This window comes from Lysinibacillus composti (assembly GCF_016908465.1).
GTDB classification, from domain to species: domain Bacteria; phylum Bacillota; class Bacilli; order Bacillales_A; family Planococcaceae; genus Ureibacillus; species Ureibacillus composti_A.
Genome location: NZ_JAFBDY010000008.1, coordinates 113757 through 135192, shown reverse-complemented (window position 1 = coordinate 135192; position 21436 = coordinate 113757). Strand labels below are relative to the sequence as shown.

Here is a 21436-nt window from a genome sequence, read left to right as displayed (position 1 = left end):
AGGTTATATGCCGTCTACATGCGAAAATACGCAATTGCATATCCCAGAAAAATACGCTTCATATATGTGGGGGTATCCAAGTAAATTTCTAAACAGAATGGCCAATGCGAATACAAGAGTAATCCTCGTAGCAGGGGATGGTGGATGGTCTGAAGGGTTTGATGAAAAGCAAGACTTAGAACGCCTACCAAAAAACTATTCTGGAAGTATATGGACAAATCGTATTGATAAGATTTCCCCAATATTAAAAGAATACTGAACCTAAATTATACTTCTAAGCGCGGAGAACGATTTACTTACCGCTAACTACAGATAAAAAAAGAGTAGCCTACCACTACTCTTTCATATTATTTTTCACTAAAAGCAATTTTTAACCCGATTAATGTAAACAAAGACCCTTGAATCATGTTCATCTTTTTAGAGATTGAAGTGTTTTTACGAAGGAACTCCCCAACTTTTCCGGCAAAGATACTGATTAAAGTAAAAATAACTAAAGTTTGAATAAGAAATAGAATTCCTAAGCCAAGCATTTGAGCAGAAACATTACCATTCTCATAGTTAATGAACTGTGGGAAGAATGCTAGGAAAAACAAAGAAACTTTCGGATTTAATAGGTTCATGATGACCCCTTTTTTGTACAACGAACGGTAATCTAAATTGTCCTGATGCTTAAGGTTAAAACTCGAATCCTTTTCCCTAAAAGACTTATATGCCAAGAATAACAAGTATGCAGCACCTGCATATTTTACAACGGTAAATGCAAAAGCTGATTGATAAATCAATGCTGAAATTCCGATGGTTGCCGCTGTAATATGTACTAATAATCCTGTACAAAGCCCTAACGTTGTATAGATCCCAGCGTTTTTTCCTTTAGCCATACTCTGCGCCAAGGTAAACAAATTATCTGGTCCTGGCATAAGAGTGAGGACGATTGCTGCACCCAAAAATGAAATAATCGATAGTAGCTCCATGTTTTTTCCTCCTTTTTATTTTGGGACAGTGAACCTGTCCCCACTGTCCCAATCCCTACACAACTCCAAATTCACTCAATAGTTCCGAACAAATATGAATTTTTACGGCTAAAGAAAGTTGTTCGTAGTGCTCTGGTTTTTTGAAGTTTAATCCGGTAAGTTGTGCTACTCGATCTAGACGGTAACGAAGCGTATTTTCATGTAAGGATAATTTTTTCGACAATTCATGTAAATTTCCGTTACACATAATAAATTGGGTAAGTGTATCGAACAGCAACAAGGTATTCTCCGCATCAAAATCTCTTAATGGATTTAAATAATGTTTGCTAAACCTTTGCATCGGTTCAGTTTGCGCAAAAGGAAAAATAGTTTTAAAGGTTCCAATCTCTTTATATTTTAACAATTCTGAATTTCCTAGATGGTGTAAAAGGGCAGCGTAGAAAGCTTCATGCATAGCTTGTTTGATCTCTTCTATTCGATAATGTAGATCACTTACTCCAATTGCGAACTTTATGTTTGGTTCTAAAAGTGTTTGAACGATTTCCTTAAATAAGATGTCTTGATCATGGGAGTCAATAAAATCATTAGAATATAATAGAAGAAACCCGTTGTTATATCGGAATAAGGAATTAGAGGGTGAATTCAGTTTGCTATTTTTAAATGAAGTTTGAATCTTAAAAAATTGTTGATTATCTAAATGTCCTTGAACATAAAAATATATAATGAAATAGTTATTCTTTAAGGATGGATTTAGTTGTAGCGCATGTTGCCTTATATGATCTGGATCAAGAGATTTATATAAGATTGTATCAATTTTTGTTTGACCGTAATGTAAGTTTCCTAGCAGTTCAATCGAATCTTTTATCGATATAATAATGTTTTCGAAATACATTGTTGAATCAATGAGAAAAATAGGAAAGTCCATTGATTCAGCATAGCGGAGCACAGAATCATGAATGGTCAATCGATAAACATTTTTAATGGCTAAACCACTTGCTTTTTTATTAACCAAGTATTTAATCGCATCATTAATAAGGTATTCTTCATCCTTTGCATATAAAAATGTGGTTAACGCAAATTGATGCTCTTGAAAATTACTATGAATATATCGATCCTTTAAACTGCGATCAAGCTCGTAGTCCAAAATTCCGCATGATGATATTTTTCTACTAAGCCCCTTTTCCCCTGCAATGAGCTTCATTCCATCGAAGACGTTTAAGTCTATTAAATCTTTTAGTGTCACATCCACGAACATTTCCCCTTGTGTTTAAATTCGTAATTTTTAATTATTCAGAATATTACGTGTAAATTCGTCATTTTTCAACATAAAAAGTTAATCGGTTTAGAAGAATTCAAACTAAAAGTTAAAAAAATATAATAGAATGAAGTGAATTTTGTAATAATTTATAATATTGGTAGTTTACAATCTATTCTAACTTTTGTAAAATGTGATTAATCTTATATTGCTAGCTTGGAGGGTGCATATTGATAGGGTTGAAGTGTTAAAGGATTTATTTTGCGGAAAATTATCAGAAATATCAAAAATGTGAAAGAAAACTTTGGAATATACTCCCAAAGGAACTAGTTTTAAAACACATCTAAAAGACACTAGGGGGAAATATCGTGAAAAAGTCATTATTAATGTTATTACTAATTATTGGATCCGCTATTATGTTAGCAGCGTGTGGATCAGATAATGCAGAAAAAGAAGAAGTATCTGCTGACCCAGAAAAATTAGTTGTACAAGTAGGGACAAGTCCAACATACCCACCATTTGATTCAGAAGAAAATGGGGAACTTACTGGTTTTGACATTGAGTTAATCAAAAAAATCGGTGAAGTTGAAGGTTTCGATGTTGAATTTGCAACTATGCAATTTGATGGTTTAATTCCGGCTTTAAAAGCAGGTCAAGTTGATGTGGTAGTAGGTGCATTATCAATTACTGACAAACGTCTTGAAAGTGTTAGCTTCTCAAACGCTTATTATAAATCTGGACTTTCTATTTTAACTAAACCTGATTCAGGAATTAAAGGCTTTGATGATCTAGATGGAAAATTAATCGGTATTCAAAAAGGAACTTCATCTTACAACTACATGATTGGTAACGGTATTGAAGATCAAAACATTAAACAATATGCTGATATTGCAACAGCTTATAGCGCACTTGATAACGGTGGTGTAGACGCAATTCTATATGACAACCCATCTAACATTAACTATATTCAAACACAAGATACAGATAGTGAAATTGTTGGTGACATTTTAGCTGGTGAATATTATGGAATTGCAATCAACAAAGATAAAGAAGATTTAGTTACAAAAATCAATGATGGATTAGCTAAACTTCAAGAAAATGGCGAATACGACAAACTATTTGTTGATTACTTAAATGGTGAAAAGAATGGTTTTGTAGAAGGGGTTGCAAAACCTGAAGATGTACTAATTAAAGTTGATTAAGAGTTTATCTATTAAATAGTATGAGATTCATATAAAGGGAAATTGGTAAAAAGCTAATTTCCTTTTATCTCCTTGCTAACATCTGAGATTTCTATGGCAAGATCATTTTAAAGGAGGGGCGCGAGTGAATACACAAGTCATTTGGGATAACTTTCCACAATTAATGGAAGGTCTTAAGTATACTGTATACTATTCGATTGCAGCAATTGTACTTGCGGTTATTTTTGGTTTAGTAGCTGCTTTGATGAAACTTTCTAAGATTTCTGTTTTAAGAGCGATTTCTTCGATTTATGTTGAGGTCTTCCGTTCGACGCCATTATTAGTACAATTATTCTTTATCGTGTTTGGTTTAACGGGAGTATTACCATTAAATGAATGGTTTGGTCAAAAAGCATACCCGATTATTGCAGCGACAATTACGCTCGCATTACATGAGGGTGCCTATATTTCCGAAATCATTCGAGCAGGTATTCTTGGAGTGGACCGCGGGCAAAAGGAAGCAGCCGCAAGTATTGGGATGAAAGAATTTCAAACGATGCGCTATATTGTCCTACCGCAAGCGTTTAAGCGTATGATTCCACCTCTTGTTAATCAATCAGCACAAACGATTAAAGATACATCTTTATTAGCACCAATCGGAATTATTGACTTAGTTTATCGTGGTCAAATTGTCATTTCATCAACATTTGAACCATTTACAATTTGGATTGCAATTGGTGTAATTTATTTCATTGTTATCTTCTCCGTATCACAATTTGCTGGCTATCTAGAAAGGAGGGTCCAACTTGATAAACGTTGAAAACCTTCATAAATCATATGGAAAACTTGAAATTTTAAAAGGGATCAGTACCGAAATTAAACCTCAAGAAGTGGTTGTTGTCATTGGACCATCTGGTAGCGGAAAAAGTACTTTCCTACGATGCCTGAATGGACTTGAGGAAACAACGAGTGGGAAAATTGAAATTGTTGGAAGAGAATTAACGAATCCGAAAACGGATATTCACGAATTAAGACAACATGTAGGTATGTGTTTCCAACAATTTAACTTATTCAAGCATTTAACAATTTTGGAGAACATTACAATTGGCCCAATTAAGGTTCTTAAGAGAAGCAAGGCAGAAAGTGAACAAATTGCCCGAGAATTATTGAAAAAAGTTGGGCTACAAGATAAAGAAAAAAATTACCCTGACCAGCTTTCAGGTGGTCAACAGCAACGTGTGGCTATTGCTCGTGCATTAGCGATGAAGCCAAAAGTTATGTTATTCGATGAACCAACATCCGCCCTTGACCCAGAAATGGTTGGGGAAGTGCTAAAGGTAATGGCGGATCTTGCACATGAAGGAATGACAATGGTAATCGTAACTCACGAAATGGGCTTCGCTCGTGAAGTGGGTGACCGAGTTATTTTCATGGATGGTGGCTATCTTGTTGAAGAAGGCTCCCCTGAAGAAATTTTCGGCAAACCAAAAGAAGAGCGAACAAAAAGTTTCTTAGCAAAGGTGCTATAACGACCATCGGATCGAGCTAACAAATAAAAATTTGAATTACTAAAGCTGTCTACTAGAAGAGGGTTTTTCCCTCTCAAAGTAAGGCAGCTTTTTTGTTGGTTCCGTCAGAATACTTTTTAGAAATGACTTCTATTAGAAGATAAAAACTAGTAGGAAATTTAATAGAAAAGACGGGGGGATGAAGACCAGAATCTTATCAGAGTAAGAGTGAAAAGATCTTCATGGGGGAATGAAGACCAAAATCTAATCAGAGTACAAGCAAAAAGGTCTTCATCAGGTGTATGAAGACCAGAAACAAATCATGGTACAAAGAAAAAGGTCTTCAATGGAAATATGAAGACCAAAATCTAATCAGAGTACAAGCAAAAGGGTCTTCATCTGAAAAAAGTCAAACTCTAAAAGGAAATCCAATAGGAAAGTCGTTCACCAATAGAATGAATACCAAAACTGGATAATAAAATAACTAATCATTTCCCTACAGTAGTTGTAATAAAATATAAATCGTCTCCAATAATTTGTAAAAAAATACAATCCGACACTAAGCATTTCATAACACCATTTAATATCCTTACGTCTTACATATCAATCAATCTTCCGTTTACACCAACCTGCAATATAGTTCATGTCATTCAATGTCCCACTCGAACCCTAACTCACCCATTAAACAAAAGGTAATTTCTCAATCAATTTACTCAACTAAAATTGATAATAAACTACGAAGAATATATATTTTTTTTAGAATTTCCAACAAAATTCAAATTTGAAACCAACTAAACACTAAAATTATAATAACACTATAAAGATTCAAGTCTGTACATTTGAAAGTCCATACCGATTGTAATCTAGTAAATTAAAAGGAGAGTTCAATATGAACATTAAAGATTTTAAACTAGAAAAATGGTTAAACCCAATCGTAGATGATGCAAAATATAATTTGGGCTCAAGTTGTGTAAAAGCATTTAACGTTGAAGAGTTATTTGAATTTATTGGTGCAGATGTCAATGAATTTACGAAGGAGCTCCAAAAAATGAGTCTTCATTATGGACACTTTTTCGGGTTTGAAAGGCTGTTAATTGCAATTAGCAAAATGTACGAAGATGTTACAAAAGATATGATCTTAACGGTACACGGGGGAACGGGGGCCAATAACCTGGTTATCACGGAATTAGTGGAGCCAACTGACAATGTTGTCGCAATTGTACCGAATTACCAACAGCATTATTCAATTCCAGAGTCTCTTGGGGCTGAGGTAAGATACCTTGAGCTAAAAGAAGAAAATGGTTATTTGCCTGATCTAAATGAATTAAAAAGTTTAGTCGACCAAAACACAAAAATGATCACCCTTTCAAATCCAAACAATCCAACTGGTGCATTCATAGAAAAAGAAATGCTTGAAGAAATTTGTAAAATTGCTGCTAGCGCGGATGCGTATGTGCTTTGTGATGAAATCTACCGTGGTCTAAAAGAGAGTTATATGACGTCAATAGTGGATTTATATGAAAAGGGAATTGCAACAAGTAGTACGTCAAAGGTGTTTTCAATGGCTGGTACACGCGTTGGGTGGATTGTAACAAGGGATAAAGCAACATTTGACCGACTTGAAAATAGACGTTCCTATGACACAATCTGTAATGGAATATTTGATGAATTAATCACAGCGATTGCATTTGAACATTTTGAAAAGATTTTGGAAAGAAGCCGAGAAATTGTTGGTGAAAGCAAAGCAATTTTTGATAAATGGATCAAAACGCAACCTCATTTATCGTGTGATTATGACCAATGGGGGACGACTGCCTTCATCAAATATGACTTTGATATCCCAAGTGATGAATTGTGTAAGGATATCCTTGAAAAAGTAAGTGTAGCTCTCTGCTACGGAGACTGTTTTGAAATTCCAAACACCTTCCGTCTCGGCTATGCATTCGGTGATCCGAAGACGTTAGAGGAAGGTCTCAATGTACTAGGAGAATACTTTGCTAACTTAAAAGTTGCTACAAGATAAATAAATTAATTTTAAAAGGTTGCAGGAAACTAGTTTTCTGCCGCCTTTTATTAATGTAAATCTAAATTAAAGAAGGGGGTAAAATCAAGAGGAAAATACTTGTGAATAAGGACAAACCTTCCTCACATATATATGTAACGAATAATAATAAGGAGGGTCAGAATGGTTAATCCGATTGTTGCGCGGTCATTGGATGAAATTCGTTTTTGGTCAAGAATTATGAAAGAACATGCTTTTTTCTTAAGCTTAGGTTTTACGTATGACCAAAAACAATTAATCGCTGAAGCGCAACACTTTATTGATCTATTCGAAAGGATCGAAGAAAAGTTAAGCAGACTCACGGTCAACTCCGAGCCACGTCTTGTTCAAGCATTTAATAATGAGGTACATCAGGCAGCTGTCGCTATTTGGGCTTATAAAAGAAAAGTGTTAGGTATGACACTACGGTGTGAAATTCGCCATAACAATTACCCTTTACTAATTGATCATATTAGTAGGGAAGCCGCATACTTTGCAAACCGCTTAAAAGAACTGAATGCAGGAGTCCTTGCCCCAAAACCAGATGATATTATTAAAGAGAACGTGTTCTTTCTTAAAATTATGGCAGATCACGCGAAGTTTATTGGCCACCTATTAGATCCGTCAGAAAGAAAACTAGTTGACCAGGCTAGAGAATTTAGTCATGATTTTGACCAATTATTATATCAGGCAATTGATCTAGAGCATATGAAACCACAATCAAAAACAATCCCATTATTAGATCAAATGCTTGATCAAAATCGCGTATCCGTGAAATCTTTACGTGATTTTAAGAAAACTGCTCGCGAATTAATCGAAGCATGTCGGATTAAAAGCAATATTCACCCTCTTTTAGCGGACCATACCTTTAGAGAAGCCGAGAGATTCTTGGAGATTATCGATTTATATGAGGCGACTTTGGAAAATGTCTAACCTTTAATTCTAAGCATCAATAAAATAAATGCTTAGAAGCTCTTTATTGGATGAAGAACATTTTTACAATTTAATGTAACGAAAAGGGTCTTCATCTAGTTAATGGAGACCTTTTTTTATGCTAGATGAATAGGGTCTTCATGTTGGAGACAAAGTTTTTTAAGAAGGTTGAGTTAATAGTTATGTCCTCAGACTTGTTAGTATTCAATGGAAGTATGATATAATTATGGGAAAAAACCCCTTAATGAATCAATGTGATGCAAATATATTTTTGATTTTCATTCTAGAATGCGAGCTAATAAATTCGTAAAAGCAGAGTTCACTGTCGAAAAATAATCGCATGAACCATATTTGTCATTTAATATATTCATATACATAATCACCAAAAGACCAACCACTTCAATTAAATACTCTAGGTTGGAGTTGAAGGAGTAATTAGTAACTATGCATAGAATCGGCGTTATCGGTCCACCCGCATCGATCGAACGTATTTTAGAAGTAGCAAATGAATTTGAACATGAAATTAAATTTATTCCATTTCCTTATCAAGAATCAAAGGAAGCAAAACATATTGTAAAAAAACATCATCATCAAGTGGATGGTTGGTTTTTTTCAGGTCCTATCCCTTATCAGGTGGCACTTACAGTTGAAAATGAAAATATGAATTACGCTTATGCTCCAAACACCGGAGCAGGTCTTTATCGAGCAATCATCCAATTATCTCAAAATCACGGGCAAATTTTGCAAGGATTTACAATTGATATTATTGAGACTGAAGATCTCCAAGAATCATTGAACGAGCTAGAGATTCCAGTTAGCGATTTATATATTAAATCATTTGACATAAATTTTAATTCACAGGAAATCATTCAGTTTCATCTAGATTTGTGGAAAGAAGGGAAGAGTAAGGGCGCTTTAACCTGCTTAAGATCCGTCTATCATGCGTTAGTGGAAGAAGGAATGCCTGTTTATCCGATTGCCATTACCAAGATGGAAATTCGACAAGCCCTACATATTCTTATTGAAAAAGTGAGAAGTTCCTACTTTAAAGATACGCAAATTGGTGTGGAAATTATCGAATTCGATCAGTATGAGCTACAAAGCGAAAAAATCCATACCCGTGTTCAGTTGCTACAGGAGGAATTAAAAATAAGGAAAACGCTCCTTGAATTTTGTGAAAAACTTGATGGGTCGTTCTTGGAAACAGGTAACGGTCGCTATCAGATTTTTAGCTCGCGAGGTGCTATTGAGCGAGAAATCGATATGTTGCAATTGACTGTGCAACAACTCACATTAGACACGGGTATACCGGTAGCGGTCGGGATTGGATATGGAGAAACGGCATCTGCTGCGGAGATGAATGCTTATACAGCTGTTCGACATTCAAAAGAGAAACCTAATCGTGGCTTTATTATCGTGCAGGAAGATGGCGTTATGATTGAATCAATAGGACAAGACGAAGAATTAAGTTATTCATTCCGTTCTCAAGATAAAGAAATGATAGAAAAATTGCATGAGGCAAACATCAGCATAAAAACCTATAACAAAATCGAAACATTAATCCAACGAATGAGCTGGGAGACATTTTCAGCAGCAGATCTAGCTACCCATTTATCGATGACTAAACGTAATGCTCAGCGAATTATTGCAAGTCTTTGTAAGTTAGATCTTGCCGAATATCAAGGAGAAGAATCTCAATCTACTAGAGGAAGACCAAGTAAAATTTATCGCTTAAAAAGTTAAAGTGTTTTATAACAAAAAATATAGTATTTAAACTGTAGAGAAATCGAGAAACTTTCGATTTTTCTGCAGTTTTTTTATTAAAGAAAAAGTAAAAAGTAATAAAAGTTTATATAGGTTATTACTTATAAACGAACAATTTTAATAAATATTATAATTAATGTTCGTTTTTAATTGTAAATAGTAACGAAATTCAATGGTTTACTCTTGATAAAAATTTTTTTATTAAAAATCTGAATTTTAGTATTGTTTAATTTTTATTGAGCATATATAATTTGATTAACGAAAATGTCGTTTAAGTGTCGCGAATGATATGAAGAAAGGATTTGTTTGTTATGGTACAGCAATTAATAGATGTTAATAGATCAATAGAATCGGTTCAAAGTGACGTAATTGGATGGAGAAGATATTTACATATGCATCCAGAAATTTCATTCCAGGAAGAAAAGACGGCTCAATTTGTTTATGAGACGCTTCAATCATTTGGAAATCTTGAAATCTCTCGACCAACAAAGACAAGTGTAGTTGCGCGTCTTATTGGTGGGCAACCTGGTAAAGTGCTAGGTCTCCGTGGAGATATGGATGCACTTGCAATTCATGAAGAAAATGACTTTGAGTTTGCTTCAAAGGTACCTGGTGTGATGCATGCATGTGGACATGACGCTCATACTGCCATGTTGTTAGGGACGGCAAAGATTTTGACTTCCATGAAAGAGTCGATTAAAGGGGAAGTTCGCTTTGTCTTCCAACATGCAGAAGAAATTCATCCAGGTGGAGCTCAGGAAATGGTAAAAGCCGGTGTATTAGATGGGGTTGACTGCATGATAGGCGTTCACTTAATATCAACCATTCCTGTTGGAAAGATCGTGTTGAATTATGGTCCAGTAACAGCTAATTCAGATCGTTTTGACATTACGATTAAAGGGAAAGGTGGACATGCTTCCCAACCTGAAAATGCTATTGATCCATTAGTAATTGGTGCACAAGTAGTGACGAATCTACAGCAAATTGTTGCGAGAAATGCCAATCCGCAAGATAAATTAGTGTTATCCGTAACGAATTTCCAAGCGGGATTAGGCGCTTATAATGTGATTCCAGATTCGGTTAAACTAAGTGGATCTGTTCGAAGTTTTGGAGAAGATGTACGAGAGCTTACAGTTCGTTCAATGGAGAGAATCGTAAAAGGAATTACTGAAGCTCATGGAGCAACTTACGAATTGGATTATCGCTATGGTTATGGGTCAGTCATAAATGAAGAAAACATAACAAAACTTGTCGAAGAAGCAATCTTAGAACAATGGGATGAAAATCCATTACTCGAAATGCCCGCTTTAATGGGTGGAGAGGATTTCTCTGCATTTTCAAATGAGGTTCCAAGTTGCTTCGTATTAATTGGGGCTGGAAACGAAGAGAAGGGGATTACTTACCCACATCATCACCCACGATTCACTGTGGATGAAGATTCGTTTAAAGATGGCGTTAAATTGTTTGTCCATACAGTGCAGAAGATTTTAGGATAGGCAAAAAGAAAAGGGGGAAATTATATGGTAAAAGAAACAGTTGACGTTCAGCCTGCAGTAGCTGAAGTTGAACATAAAGGGATTCTGAAATGGATTGAGACAGTCGGTAATAAACTACCACATCCATTTATGTTGTTTGTATATTTGTGCGGTATTTTTATTATCATCTCTGTAGTGTTAGCTGCGATGAATGTATCTGTAATTCATCCTGTATCAGGTGAAAATGTAGCCGTTAAAAGCTTATTAAGTCAAGAAGGCGTTCATTGGATTTTAACGAATATGTTGACGAACTTTACAAGCTTCCCACCACTTGGTCTGATTTTAGCAATGACCCTTGGTATTGGATTAGCTGAAAAAGTTGGATTAATTCAAGCGGTACTTCGTGCGATGGTATCGAATGTGCCTAAAGCGCTACTTGCATATGCAGTTGTATTTATTGGGATTTTAGGAAACATTGCTTCAGATGCTGCCATAGCGGTAATTCCTGTTATGGGGGCGATGCTCTTCTTAGCTGTAGGTCGACACCCACTAGCAGGGTTTGCAGCAGGTGTAGCAGGTTGGGGTGCTGGTTTTACAGCAAACATTATGATTGCTGGAACAGATGCACTGATCTCTGGAATTAGTACACAAGCTGTTCAAGCAATAAGTGCAGACTTGGTCGTTACTCCTGTCGATAACTGGTTCTTTATGTCTGTTTCGACTTTTATTTTAGCTATTCTTGGAGGCTGGATTACAGATAAATTTGTAGAGCCTCGTCTTGGAACTTATAATGGCAATGTGAAAATGAGTATGGAGCCATTTACTGCTAAAGAAAAACGTGCATTAAAAGCAACAGGTTTAACTGCATTAGCTTTCATTGCCTTCTTAGCATTTTTGGTTGTACCAGAAAATGGTTTCTTACGTGATCCGGAAACGGGAGGGATTTTATCATCTCCATTCATTAAAGGGATCATTCCAATCATTTTAATTTTCTTTATTCTAACGTCTGTCGTTTACGGAAAGGTCGTAGGTGTAATCAAATCTTCTGCTGATGTTCCAGCATTCATGACGGATATGATTAAATCAATGGCTAGTTTTATCGTATTAGTATTTGTCATTGCCCAATTCGTCGCATTCTTTAACTGGACAAACCTTAGCGTTGTGTTAGCGGTGAATGGTTCTGAATTTTTAGAAAGCATTAACTTAACTGGATTCCCAGCGATTATTTTATTCATCTTATTCGTGTCGTTGATGAATTTATTTATCACGAGTGGTTCGGCAATGTGGTCAATGTTAGCGCCGGTATTTATTCCAATGTTTATGTTGATCGGTTATAATCCAGCTTTCGTTCAAGTTGCGTACCGTATCGCAGATTCATCAACAAATATGATTACACCAATGAGTCCATATTTACCACTAATTTTGGCTTACTACCAACAATATAAGAAGGATGCAGGAATCGGAACATACTTCTCTACAATGATTCCATATGCATTATCATTCTTGATTGTCTGGGTAATCATGCTATTCATCTGGTTTACTCTAGGCTTACCATTAGGACCTGGAGTAACAGCAAAATAATGGGACATAGGGGACAGGTTCCTTGTCCCAAAATAATTTCTTGTGATGTTAATATTTGTAATATTGAAATAAAGGAGGTCCGAGCGAACATGCTCAGGCCTCTTTTGAATTTCAAAAAGTGGGAAACGTTTAGGCGATTATGGATTTTTTCAAATTTAATCAGTTAACAGTCGAAATCAAATAGATTTGTCATCATCCGACCTATCAGTAGTATGAAAATTTTCAGCTTTTTTATTAGTGAACCAATTAAATATTGACCAGTGATTTCTGAATAAAAAAACCGACATGTCTCAAAATAATGAACATGGAGGTGAATGGGAAATGAATAAAAACGAAAAGAAACACAAACATGAAGAGTTCGCGGAGGAGGTAGATTTCAATCGCAACCGCCGCAATCGTGAAGAGTTCGCCGAAGAAATCAATTTCCACCGCAGCCGCAATCGTGAGGAATTTGCGGAAGAGCAAAACTTCACTGAAGCAGACAAATAATAATGAATAATGTGAATCATAATGATAAGTTTTAAAAATTTAAAATAGTGAAAGCTACTCAACTCAATCTGACGAAAGATCGGGTTGGGTAGTTTTTTGTTTTTGCAGGTTCAGGATCATTTAATTTATTTGGAACGAACTTCTATAGTTGTATGATAACTGCCAAATAAGAAAAGCTACTAAAGACATAAGATATCAATAGAATATCATACCCATCTAGAATGCTTTGTACTAGTTCAATTATCTTTTGCCAATAGTAATTTTGAACCGTACTATTTTACATAAAGTTAAGTTTGCCTCTTCATACCTATTTTACATACTCCAATCTAAACGAAAGCTATCCGCCTAATCCCTTTCTCCAATATGAATAGGATAGTCTCCTTTTAGAAGTCTTCAAGAATTGTCATTGCCCGTAAGTGACTGTCACTCTATATCGAAAAGATAAGCAATATAATATATTGAAAATTTTGAAAAGTATTATAATTCACCTATTACATGTGATAGATAATTGATAGTTTACCTCTATATACAATTAATATGCAGATAGATATCCTTAATCTAGTAATTGATTCAATATTTGGAATATAGAAATTGGAGGGAACTTATGAAAAAGAAATTATTTGCACTATCATTAACAGGAATTTTGGCGGTAGGTGCTGTTACACCAGCTGCAATACCAGCCTATGCTGTGGGGGAAGGTCCAAACTACAATGGAAATGAATCCATTCAAACATCTAATCTGTACACTTATGATGAAATGGTAAAGTACCTTAAAACGCAAGATGCGAAGCAAGCGGCTATGCAACTTGAAGTGATCGGAAAAACGGTAAAAAATCGTGATATTTATTTAGCGAAATATATTTCGAATCCGAATAACCCAACTGTACTATTTTTAACGCAACAGCACGGAAATGAACAACTTACAACGGAAGGTACATTAGAATTCATCAAACATCTAGGAACAGGTAAAACAAAGGGCATCCTTGAAAACGTAAATATATTAATTGTACCGATGCTAAATGCAGATGGCGCAATGGGCGATGTTAATTTTTCTCTAGATGATTATGTTGCAGATGGGGGACGTCATTTAACACGTTACAATGCAGTTGGAACGGACTTAAACCGTGATCATGTCGATAAATTACAACCTGAAACACAAGCTCTACATGAAAATGTTTTACAAAAGTATGATATTGACTACATGATCGATCTTCATCACCAAGGGACGAACCTTGAACGAGATGGGAAATTAGTTTCAGGATCTATACTTTATCCAACAAACGAAAATGTGAAGCCAGAAGTATTAGAGAAATCCAAAAAGCTAGGTGCCGTTGTCTTTAATGCAGTTGATTCTACTGGCTGGGGTCATATCGGAAAATATAATGGTGGCAGTGGTGAAAATATTGGACGTAACGGTGCAGCTGTTCAATATGACATTTCTACACTATTATTCGAAATGCGCGGAATGTCTGACCATGAGGATCCTTCTCGTGTCATCGGACAAAAAAGTAACGGTTATTTAATTAAACAAACGATTACGACACTAGACGCAACGGTTCGCGCAATTGCAGATGGTTCAATTGAAAACGCAGATATCAGTTTCTGGGATACATTAGACACTCAAACATCTCGCCCTTCAGAATAATAAAAGGCTAAGGATATGAGTAAATATAGAGGCATTTACTCGATGAAAGCTTATAAATAAGATACTAGTTTGATAAAATAAAAATCAAATTTTTGGAGGAATATTATGAAAAAGAAATTTTCAAAAGTGATCTTACCAGCAACACTAGCACTTACAGTAGGTGTTTCCTCAGCAGCCTATGCAGCACCTCAATCCACACCAAACGGACCGTACATTGAAGACAACCAAAATATTTCTCTATCAAGCTATATGTCAAATGCCGAATTAACAAAAAAGCTTGAAAAACTTGCTGCTTCCTCTAACGGAAAGATGAAGCTTGAAATCGCAGGCTATACTAACTTAGCACCAGATGGCTATCAAACGGAAAACGACAAAGGTGAACCAATCTATGTAGCAAAATTTGGAGACAATGACCCAAATAAGAAACGTATCCTAATTACAGCTCAAATTCATGGTAATGAGCAAATTGGGGCTGAAGCAGCAATCGACCTAATTCAAAAGCTTTCTTCTAATGGGAAGGAAGTCAATGAGATTTTAGATAAAGTATCGATCTGGATCATGCCACGCATTAACCCAGAAGGAGCAGACAATCAATACGAGGGGAAATGGTATCCAACTCGCTATACTCATCAGACTTGGTTACCGGAAAACATTAATTTACCATCTGATACAGCTGCACCATGGTACTACAATAAAGATGGTAGTGAACGAGCTCAAAATAACGATGGCCGTGTAGTTTACGGAATCCCTGGATACGATCAAAACCGTGACTATAATCCAAATCTTGACTTTAGAGTAGAAGATCAGAATCTAAATAAGGTTGCTTCATTCCTAAATGATAAGTCAACAAATAATAGTAGATATGGAGGTTTCTACGTAACAGCTGAAGCACGCACAGTCACAAGTGTATTTAAAGAATTCCAACCGGATGTCTATGTAGATGTCCACCACCGTGGGTTCAATACCGTATCCGATGAAGATAATCGATCTGTACCAGTTCAATTTGCAGCAGTAGTGGCAGATCCTTACACAGATCCATTTACAGGCAAGCGATATGAAGTGGATGAAGATGTACTAACACTTGCAAAACAAGTTAATGCGTTATCAGCATTAACGCTGCAAAAAGGAAATTCTCACTTTGGGGCTGTTCAAAAATATCCTGATGTAAACTTACCAGGTACGGCTCTTGGTGCATTTGCACTAAATGATACTTCAATCATGTTAATTGAATTGAAGGGCCAAAGCCAAACTCTTGGACAAAAACAATCGGGTATGTTGAAAGAAACAGTAACACAGCCGCTAATGGCAGTCTTCAAAGGTTTAGCTGATGGTTCCGTTTACGAAGTTGATACAAAAGTATATGACGATATTCCAGAAGCTTCGAATTCAATTAGTGATCCAACTTCGAGAAATTAAAAACCTTCTTATTTAAATAGGACAAAAACATAGTGGCGATACTTTCATAAAAATGATCGTTTGCCACACTTAAAGGAATATCTTTTTAATTAAAAATATCTTACCGAGGATAGCATTTTTGCTATCCTCTTTATTTTGTAAGCTACCGTTTACACATAAAATTATAAATTAATTTAATTAAGAAAGTCACTAATCATTAGGTCCTTAATCTTATCTGCACTAGTAATTGAGAACGATTTCACTTTCTTTCATTTTACAAAACGTTAAAAGAGTTGTTTGAAACCTTTTACACAATGTCCAATTTGAATATTACTCCGCCAAAATATCATTAAGAATCAACACTAAAAGGGGGACTCATGATGTTAGAAACATTTCAATTTAACCTGTCGACGCGTATTGAATTTGGAAATGGACAAGTCAATCAACTTGCTACTTATGTAAAAGAATTAAATGGTTCAAAGGTACTGATCTTAACCGATAAGGGGATTAAATCAACAGGAATTGTCGACCGAGTGACCGGTTTATTGCAGGAGAGCGAAATTGAATATGTGATTTACGATGACGTAAAACCGAATCCACGAGATACAGATTGTATGATTGCTTACCAAATAGCGCAAGAAGAGAATGTCGATGTCCTAATTGGATTAGGCGGAGGAAGCTCTATGGACACTGCAAAAGCAGTTGGGGTCCTTTTGACGCATGGTGGCGATATTAAAGATTGGTATGGGCTTAATGTGTTACAACGTAAAATTACTCCTCTAATTTGTATTCCGACAACTGCTGGTACAGGTAGTGAAATTACCTTTTTCTCAGTTATTACAGACACTACAACAAAATTGAAAATGAATATTCTTGATAATAAAGTTGCTCCACAAATCGCGATCCTAGATCCAGAATTAACTTTAACTCTCCCTCCATTGATTACAGCCTCAACAGGAATGGATGCGCTGACTCATGCTATTGAAGCCTACACTTGTAATTTATCCGAGCCAATCACTGATGCTTTAGCGCTTTATGCGATTGATTTAATCGTTAAAAACCTCCCAGAAGCTGTCAATAACGGAAGCTCTCTAGTAGCAAGACGAAATATGTTAGCTGGTAGTTTAATTGCAGGGATCGCCTTTGGTAATTCCGATGTGGGTGGCGTACACTGCATGGCTGAGGCGTTAGGCGGATTGTATGATACTCCTCATGGCGTCGCAAACTCAATGCTTCTACCATATGTGTTTGAATATAATATCCCTTCTGATCTAGCAAAACACGCAAAAGTAGCAGAGCTTTTAGGGGTTACAACTGATGGGAAATCTGTTGAAGAAATCGCCTACGAAGGGGTGACGAAGCTAAAAGAATTAGCCATTGAAGTCGGCATCCTGAAAATGAGAGATTTAGAGAATATCAATGAAAAAGATTTTGAGTACTTAGCAGAAGCTGCAACTCAAAATGTCTCGGCTCCAAGTAATCCAAGAGAAGCAACGAAAGAAGATTATCTTAATCTGTTCCGAAAAGCTTATTCTGAAAAATAAGGGGTGAATGAATGGGAGATTTAAAATTAAATAGAACGTTAGGGTTTTGGGCTGCCTATTCTGCATCGGTAGGTCTTGTCGTATCCGGTACTGCGATGGTTGTATTAGGGAATGGTTACGGAATTGGGGGGCCGGCATTTAGTATTATTGCCTTAATCTCCTTATTTATCATTTTAAGTGTGGCCTTATCCTATTCGGAAATGGCTGCCATGATTCCTGGGGCAGGGATGGTGGGGGAATACACACTTTCTGCATTAGGAAAATTACCAGCGATTTTCGCCGTACTTGCAGGATATATCGTACTTGTTGGGACAGATGGCGGCACAAATATGATCGTTGGTGGACAATCCTTTGAAACACTTACAGGGGTACCGTGGTATATTGCAGTAATCGTTATTTTAATCTTTTTAGCTGCAATTAATTTGCTTGGGGTATCAGTCTTTGGAAAAGTTCAATCGGTTCTTGCAATCAGTATGATGGCCTTACTAGGAATCGTTGGTTTATTAGGTTTGTTAGGCATTGGAACTCAAGAGCAATTAGCAACAGCACCACCATTCTCTCCAATCACTTGGAAAGAACAAATGGGAACGTTGGGAATTGCCATTTGGTTATACATTGGAATGGAGTTTGTAGCTCCACTTGCAGAAGAAATCAAAAACCCAGGTCGCAATATTCCACTCGCCATGCTTTTTGGTTGTTTTACGATTTGGTTAGTAGACTTACTTTTCGGTTTAGGTGTAACAAAATATATCGCATTAGATGAATTAGCGGCTTCGACAATTCCTCATGTAGATGGGGCAGCGGCAATGCTAGGGAATACAGGTCTCGTGTTAATGGGAATAGTCTCAATTATCGCAGCGATCACAACTTGCGATACGTATTTAGCTGCAGTTCCTCGTATGCTTTATGGACTAGCAAAAGAAGGCTTGCTACCAAAGGCATTTGCGTATCTTCATCCAAAAACAAGAACGCCTTGGGTTGGGATTTTTACCGTAATTGGTTTAACGATGATCGTCTTAATTTACGCATTTGCAAACAATGCTAATATCGATTTTGTAACAACAATGATATCGGTGGCTTGTAGTACGTGGCTCATGTCTTACATCATTACACAAGTGGATGTTTTAATCTTGCGCAAAAAATACCCAAATGCACATCGTCCTTTTAAAACACCTTTATATCCACTACCACAGATTGTTGGGATTGTGGCATGTGTATATATGATTTATACACTGTACGTAGATTTAGCTGTACTGAAAATTTCAGCGATTGTGATTGCCATTTTGATTGTATTAAGTATTGCGTACTTAAAAGGAACTGGCCAAAAGTTATTCCAACCAGTCCCACTTGAGAAAGTATTCGAGGGTATTCAAAAACGTAGTGAATTAGACGAAGCCTACACATCAGAATCTACAAACTCAAAATAGAAATAAAAATGACAGTCATTCGAAATGTCCTGGTGAGAGTGACTGTCACTATAAAGCAAGGGGTGTGCCATGGGAATCTATTCAATCATCGACAATCGAGCTTGGAACTCTTTAAAATTAGTGACAGACCAATTCAACGCTTTTACAACTGTAACGAGAACCGACATAAATCGTATCGAGCTGGACGCTGAAAAGATTGGAATTAAAAGTATGTATTCTTCCTACAAAGTGATGAATAAATGGATGGGCCGTGTGTATATTTTTAAGTGGCATTGTTTTATTGAAGATTCAGCACTACCTCATAACCAAACAATCAAATTACAATATAGAGGGAAATTATTTGGTGAGAAAATTCCAGAGTTTACTTCCAAACATGAATTGGCTACAAAATTAAATAAAGATCCTGAGATTATAAAAATTTGTAAAGCAATTGATTTTGAAAAACTTGAACTTTCTTACTCGAAACGTGACAATGGTTGGAACATAGAAATTTGGCCGAACTATGGTGACTTTATTTGGATGCTCATCCCACCTGTTCGGTATTTCAGAAAACCAAATGATGTGGAAATCCAACAAACCATCCAACTTGTTCAACGAATCCGTGACGTTTTTACAAGTTGAAAGTGAAAATTGACGACACCCGAGTCCAGAAAATGGAGTCGGGTTCGTCGATGAGCAATTGAATTTAAAGGAGATGTGGCAGAATGGTCGTACAAAAAATGTATATCAATAATCAATGGGTGCTAAGTAGTAGTGGTGAAACGAGAGAAATCATCAATCCGGCGAATGAAGAAGTGATAGCTGTTGTAACAGAAGGGACAATAGAAGATACCCAAGCTGCTATTCAAGCTGCGCATGATGCTTTTTATCGGGAGGGTTGGGGTGAGACACACGCAAGATTACGTGCTGAGTTGTTATTTAAGCTTGCTGATCGACTTGAGGGTGAAATTGAAGCATTTGCTCAAATCGAAACATTAAATAACGGAAAACCATTAAGAGAATCCTCCTATGATATTGAAGATGCAGTGAATCAATTACGTTACTATGCAGGACTAGCTACGAAACCATCTGGACAAGTGTATGATGTACCAGATGATATACAAGCCTTTGTCGTAAGAGAACCAGTTGGTGTGGCAGGGCTGATTGTACCGTGGAACTATCCATTAGTAATGGCCGTTCAAAAAATAGCTCCGGCTCTAGCTGCGGGATGTTCGATCGTTATAAAACCAGCTGAACAAACCCCTTTATCATTAATCAAATTATTCGAATTAATCGATGAAGTGGAATTCGCTCCTGGCGTGGTGAATTTAGTATTAGGTGCGGGCGCAACGGTTGGGGCAGAACTAGCAAGTAATCCTCAAGTCGATAAAATCGCCTTCACGGGTGGCACCGTAACGGGGAAGAAAATCATGAAGAGCGCGGCAGACACGTTGAAAAACATTTCATTGGAGCTAGGAGGGAAGTCGCCAAACATCGTGTTTGAAGATGCAGATTTTGAAACAGCTGTTGACTATGCATTATATGCCATCTTCGCTAACCAAGGACAAGTATGCTCGGCGGGTTCTCGTTTAATCCTTCAAGAGTCACTATATGATCGATTCATTCCCGAGTTAGTGAAGCGAGCTCAAGCGATTAGGGTAGGGGATGGCACAGATCCAGATACAGAGATGGGCCCATTAATCTCCAAACCACACATGGAAAAAGTGTTAGCCTACATCGAAAAAGGAAAAGAAGAAGGCGCAGAACTGCTATGTGGTGGCGACAAATTGTATGATAAAGGCTATTTTGTTGCGCCAACGATTTTCGCTAATACGAAGCCGGACATGGCGATTGTGCGAGAAGAAATCTTCGGTCCCGTACTAGTCGTACAAACGTTTAAGGATGAAGCAGAGGCAATTCAACTTGCCAACGATTCCGATTACGGTCTAGCAGGAGCGGTCTTTACGAATGATGGAGCAAAAGCCCAAAGAGTAATCCGCAAACTTAGAGCCGGCATCACCTGGATCAACGCCTACCACCCAACCTTTAACGAAGCCCCATGGGGAGGCTACAAACAAAGTGGCATCGGACGTGAACTTGGTACTTTCGGTCTAGAAGCCTTCCAAGAAGTCAAACAAGTCAACATCAACTTAAACGTCCAGCCTACTGGATGGTTTAAGGGTTAATTATATAAGTATTTGAAGCCAATGATCTCGGTCATTGGCTTTTTGTTTTGGGACCTTTGAAA

18 protein-coding genes are annotated in these 21436 nt (G+C 36.7%); 16 read left to right on the top strand and 2 right to left on the bottom strand.

Going from position 1 to position 21436, the window contains the following annotated elements; translation table 11 throughout:
- Positions 1-7 precede the first annotated feature (7 nt).
- Positions 8-259, top strand: a complete 252-nt coding sequence (locus JOD29_RS10805; protein WP_338088307.1) for a PI-PLC domain-containing protein — start codon at positions 8-10, stop codon at positions 257-259.
- A gap of 88 nt (positions 260-347) precedes the next feature.
- On the opposite strand, the gene JOD29_RS10800 is transcribed toward JOD29_RS10805, so the two are convergent.
- Both JOD29_RS10800 and JOD29_RS10795 read right to left on the bottom strand, forming a co-directional pair.
- The gene (locus JOD29_RS10800; RefSeq protein WP_124764808.1) at positions 348-971 is read right to left on the bottom strand and encodes a LysE family translocator; all 624 of its coding nucleotides are present in this window, start codon (positions 969-971) and stop codon (positions 348-350) included.
- A gap of 55 nt (positions 972-1026) precedes the next feature.
- Entirely contained in the window at positions 1027-2220 is a 1194-nt protein-coding gene (locus JOD29_RS10795; RefSeq protein ID WP_158610565.1) for a PucR family transcriptional regulator, read from the bottom strand.
- Positions 2221-2594: 374 nt separating this feature from the next.
- On the opposite strand from JOD29_RS10795, the gene JOD29_RS10790 reads away from it, so the two are divergent.
- The 15 genes from JOD29_RS10790 (at position 2595) to JOD29_RS10720 (ending at position 21374) form a co-directional block, all read left to right on the top strand.
- Positions 2595-3428: a basic amino acid ABC transporter substrate-binding protein gene (locus tag JOD29_RS10790; protein ID WP_124764804.1), complete on the top strand. Its 834-nt coding sequence runs from the start codon at positions 2595-2597 to the stop codon at positions 3426-3428.
- Positions 3429-3552: 124 nt separating this feature from the next.
- Entirely contained in the window at positions 3553-4227 is a 675-nt protein-coding gene (locus JOD29_RS10785) for an amino acid ABC transporter permease (protein WP_240033608.1), read from the top strand.
- Positions 4214-4936 (top strand): amino acid ABC transporter ATP-binding protein, encoded by a 723-nt coding sequence (locus tag JOD29_RS10780; RefSeq protein WP_124764802.1) that lies wholly within the window; start codon positions 4214-4216, stop codon positions 4934-4936. The genes JOD29_RS10785 and JOD29_RS10780 overlap by 14 nt, the downstream gene beginning before the upstream one ends.
- An 868-nt stretch (positions 4937-5804) precedes the next feature.
- Entirely contained in the window at positions 5805-6938 is a 1134-nt protein-coding gene (locus JOD29_RS10775) for an aminotransferase class I/II-fold pyridoxal phosphate-dependent enzyme (RefSeq protein ID WP_124764800.1), read from the top strand.
- Between the two features lie 162 nt (positions 6939-7100).
- Positions 7101-7889 carry a DUF2935 domain-containing protein gene (locus tag JOD29_RS10770; protein WP_124764798.1) on the top strand — a complete coding sequence of 263 codons (789 nt, stop codon included), beginning with the start codon at positions 7101-7103 and terminating at the stop codon, positions 7887-7889.
- A 444-nt stretch (positions 7890-8333) separates the two neighbouring features.
- Entirely contained in the window at positions 8334-9632 is a 1299-nt protein-coding gene (locus JOD29_RS10765) for a helix-turn-helix domain-containing protein (RefSeq protein ID WP_124764796.1), read from the top strand.
- A gap of 332 nt (positions 9633-9964) precedes the next feature.
- The gene (locus JOD29_RS10760) at positions 9965-11149 is read left to right on the top strand and encodes an amidohydrolase (RefSeq protein ID WP_124764794.1); all 1185 of its coding nucleotides are present in this window, start codon (positions 9965-9967) and stop codon (positions 11147-11149) included.
- A gap of 24 nt (positions 11150-11173) precedes the next feature.
- Positions 11174-12709, top strand: coding sequence for an AbgT family transporter (locus JOD29_RS10755; protein ID WP_124764792.1), 1536 nt, complete (start codon positions 11174-11176; stop codon positions 12707-12709).
- A 321-nt stretch (positions 12710-13030) separates the two neighbouring features.
- Positions 13031-13198 (top strand): hypothetical protein, encoded by a 168-nt coding sequence (locus JOD29_RS10750; RefSeq protein WP_158610564.1) that lies wholly within the window; start codon positions 13031-13033, stop codon positions 13196-13198.
- A gap of 604 nt (positions 13199-13802) precedes the next feature.
- Complete coding sequence (locus tag JOD29_RS10745) at positions 13803-14843, top strand: M14 family zinc carboxypeptidase (protein WP_124764790.1); 1041 nt, start codon at positions 13803-13805, stop codon at positions 14841-14843.
- A 105-nt stretch (positions 14844-14948) separates the two neighbouring features.
- Positions 14949-16259: a M14 family zinc carboxypeptidase gene (locus JOD29_RS10740; protein WP_124764788.1), complete on the top strand. Its 1311-nt coding sequence runs from the start codon at positions 14949-14951 to the stop codon at positions 16257-16259.
- 359 nt (positions 16260-16618) lie between these two features.
- Positions 16619-17782 carry an iron-containing alcohol dehydrogenase gene (locus tag JOD29_RS10735; protein WP_124764786.1) on the top strand — a complete coding sequence of 388 codons (1164 nt, stop codon included), beginning with the start codon at positions 16619-16621 and terminating at the stop codon, positions 17780-17782.
- Positions 17783-17793: 11 nt separating this feature from the next.
- Positions 17794-19209: an APC family permease gene (locus JOD29_RS10730; protein ID WP_124764784.1), complete on the top strand. Its 1416-nt coding sequence runs from the start codon at positions 17794-17796 to the stop codon at positions 19207-19209.
- 69 nt (positions 19210-19278) lie between these two features.
- On the top strand, positions 19279-19830 hold the full coding sequence (locus JOD29_RS10725) for a DUF3156 family protein (protein ID WP_124764782.1): 552 nt from the start codon (positions 19279-19281) through the stop codon (positions 19828-19830).
- An 83-nt stretch (positions 19831-19913) separates the two neighbouring features.
- Positions 19914-21374, top strand: a complete 1461-nt coding sequence (locus JOD29_RS10720; RefSeq protein ID WP_124764780.1) for an aldehyde dehydrogenase family protein — start codon at positions 19914-19916, stop codon at positions 21372-21374.
- The last annotated feature ends 62 nt before the right edge of the window (positions 21375-21436 follow it).

Coding starts and splice junctions, on each gene's coding strand:
- JOD29_RS10760 (WP_124764794.1), top strand. CDS start 9,965: ATGGTACAGCAATTAATAGATGTTAATAGATCAATAGAATCGGTTCAA.
- JOD29_RS10725 (WP_124764782.1), top strand. CDS start 19,279: ATGGGAATCTATTCAATCATCGACAATCGAGCTTGGAACTCTTTAAAA.
- JOD29_RS10770 (WP_124764798.1), top strand. CDS start 7,101: ATGGTTAATCCGATTGTTGCGCGGTCATTGGATGAAATTCGTTTTTGG.
- JOD29_RS10775 (WP_124764800.1), top strand. CDS start 5,805: ATGAACATTAAAGATTTTAAACTAGAAAAATGGTTAAACCCAATCGTA.
- JOD29_RS10805 (WP_338088307.1), top strand. CDS start 8: ATGCCGTCTACATGCGAAAATACGCAATTGCATATCCCAGAAAAATAC.
- JOD29_RS10755 (WP_124764792.1), top strand. CDS start 11,174: ATGGTAAAAGAAACAGTTGACGTTCAGCCTGCAGTAGCTGAAGTTGAA.
- JOD29_RS10745 (WP_124764790.1), top strand. CDS start 13,803: ATGAAAAAGAAATTATTTGCACTATCATTAACAGGAATTTTGGCGGTA.
- JOD29_RS10800 (WP_124764808.1), bottom strand. CDS start 971: ATGGAGCTACTATCGATTATTTCATTTTTGGGTGCAGCAATCGTCCTC.
- JOD29_RS10750 (WP_158610564.1), top strand. CDS start 13,031: ATGAATAAAAACGAAAAGAAACACAAACATGAAGAGTTCGCGGAGGAG.
- JOD29_RS10730 (WP_124764784.1), top strand. CDS start 17,794: ATGGGAGATTTAAAATTAAATAGAACGTTAGGGTTTTGGGCTGCCTAT.
- JOD29_RS10735 (WP_124764786.1), top strand. CDS start 16,619: ATGTTAGAAACATTTCAATTTAACCTGTCGACGCGTATTGAATTTGGA.
- JOD29_RS10765 (WP_124764796.1), top strand. CDS start 8,334: ATGCATAGAATCGGCGTTATCGGTCCACCCGCATCGATCGAACGTATT.
- JOD29_RS10740 (WP_124764788.1), top strand. CDS start 14,949: ATGAAAAAGAAATTTTCAAAAGTGATCTTACCAGCAACACTAGCACTT.
- JOD29_RS10720 (WP_124764780.1), top strand. CDS start 19,914: ATGGTCGTACAAAAAATGTATATCAATAATCAATGGGTGCTAAGTAGT.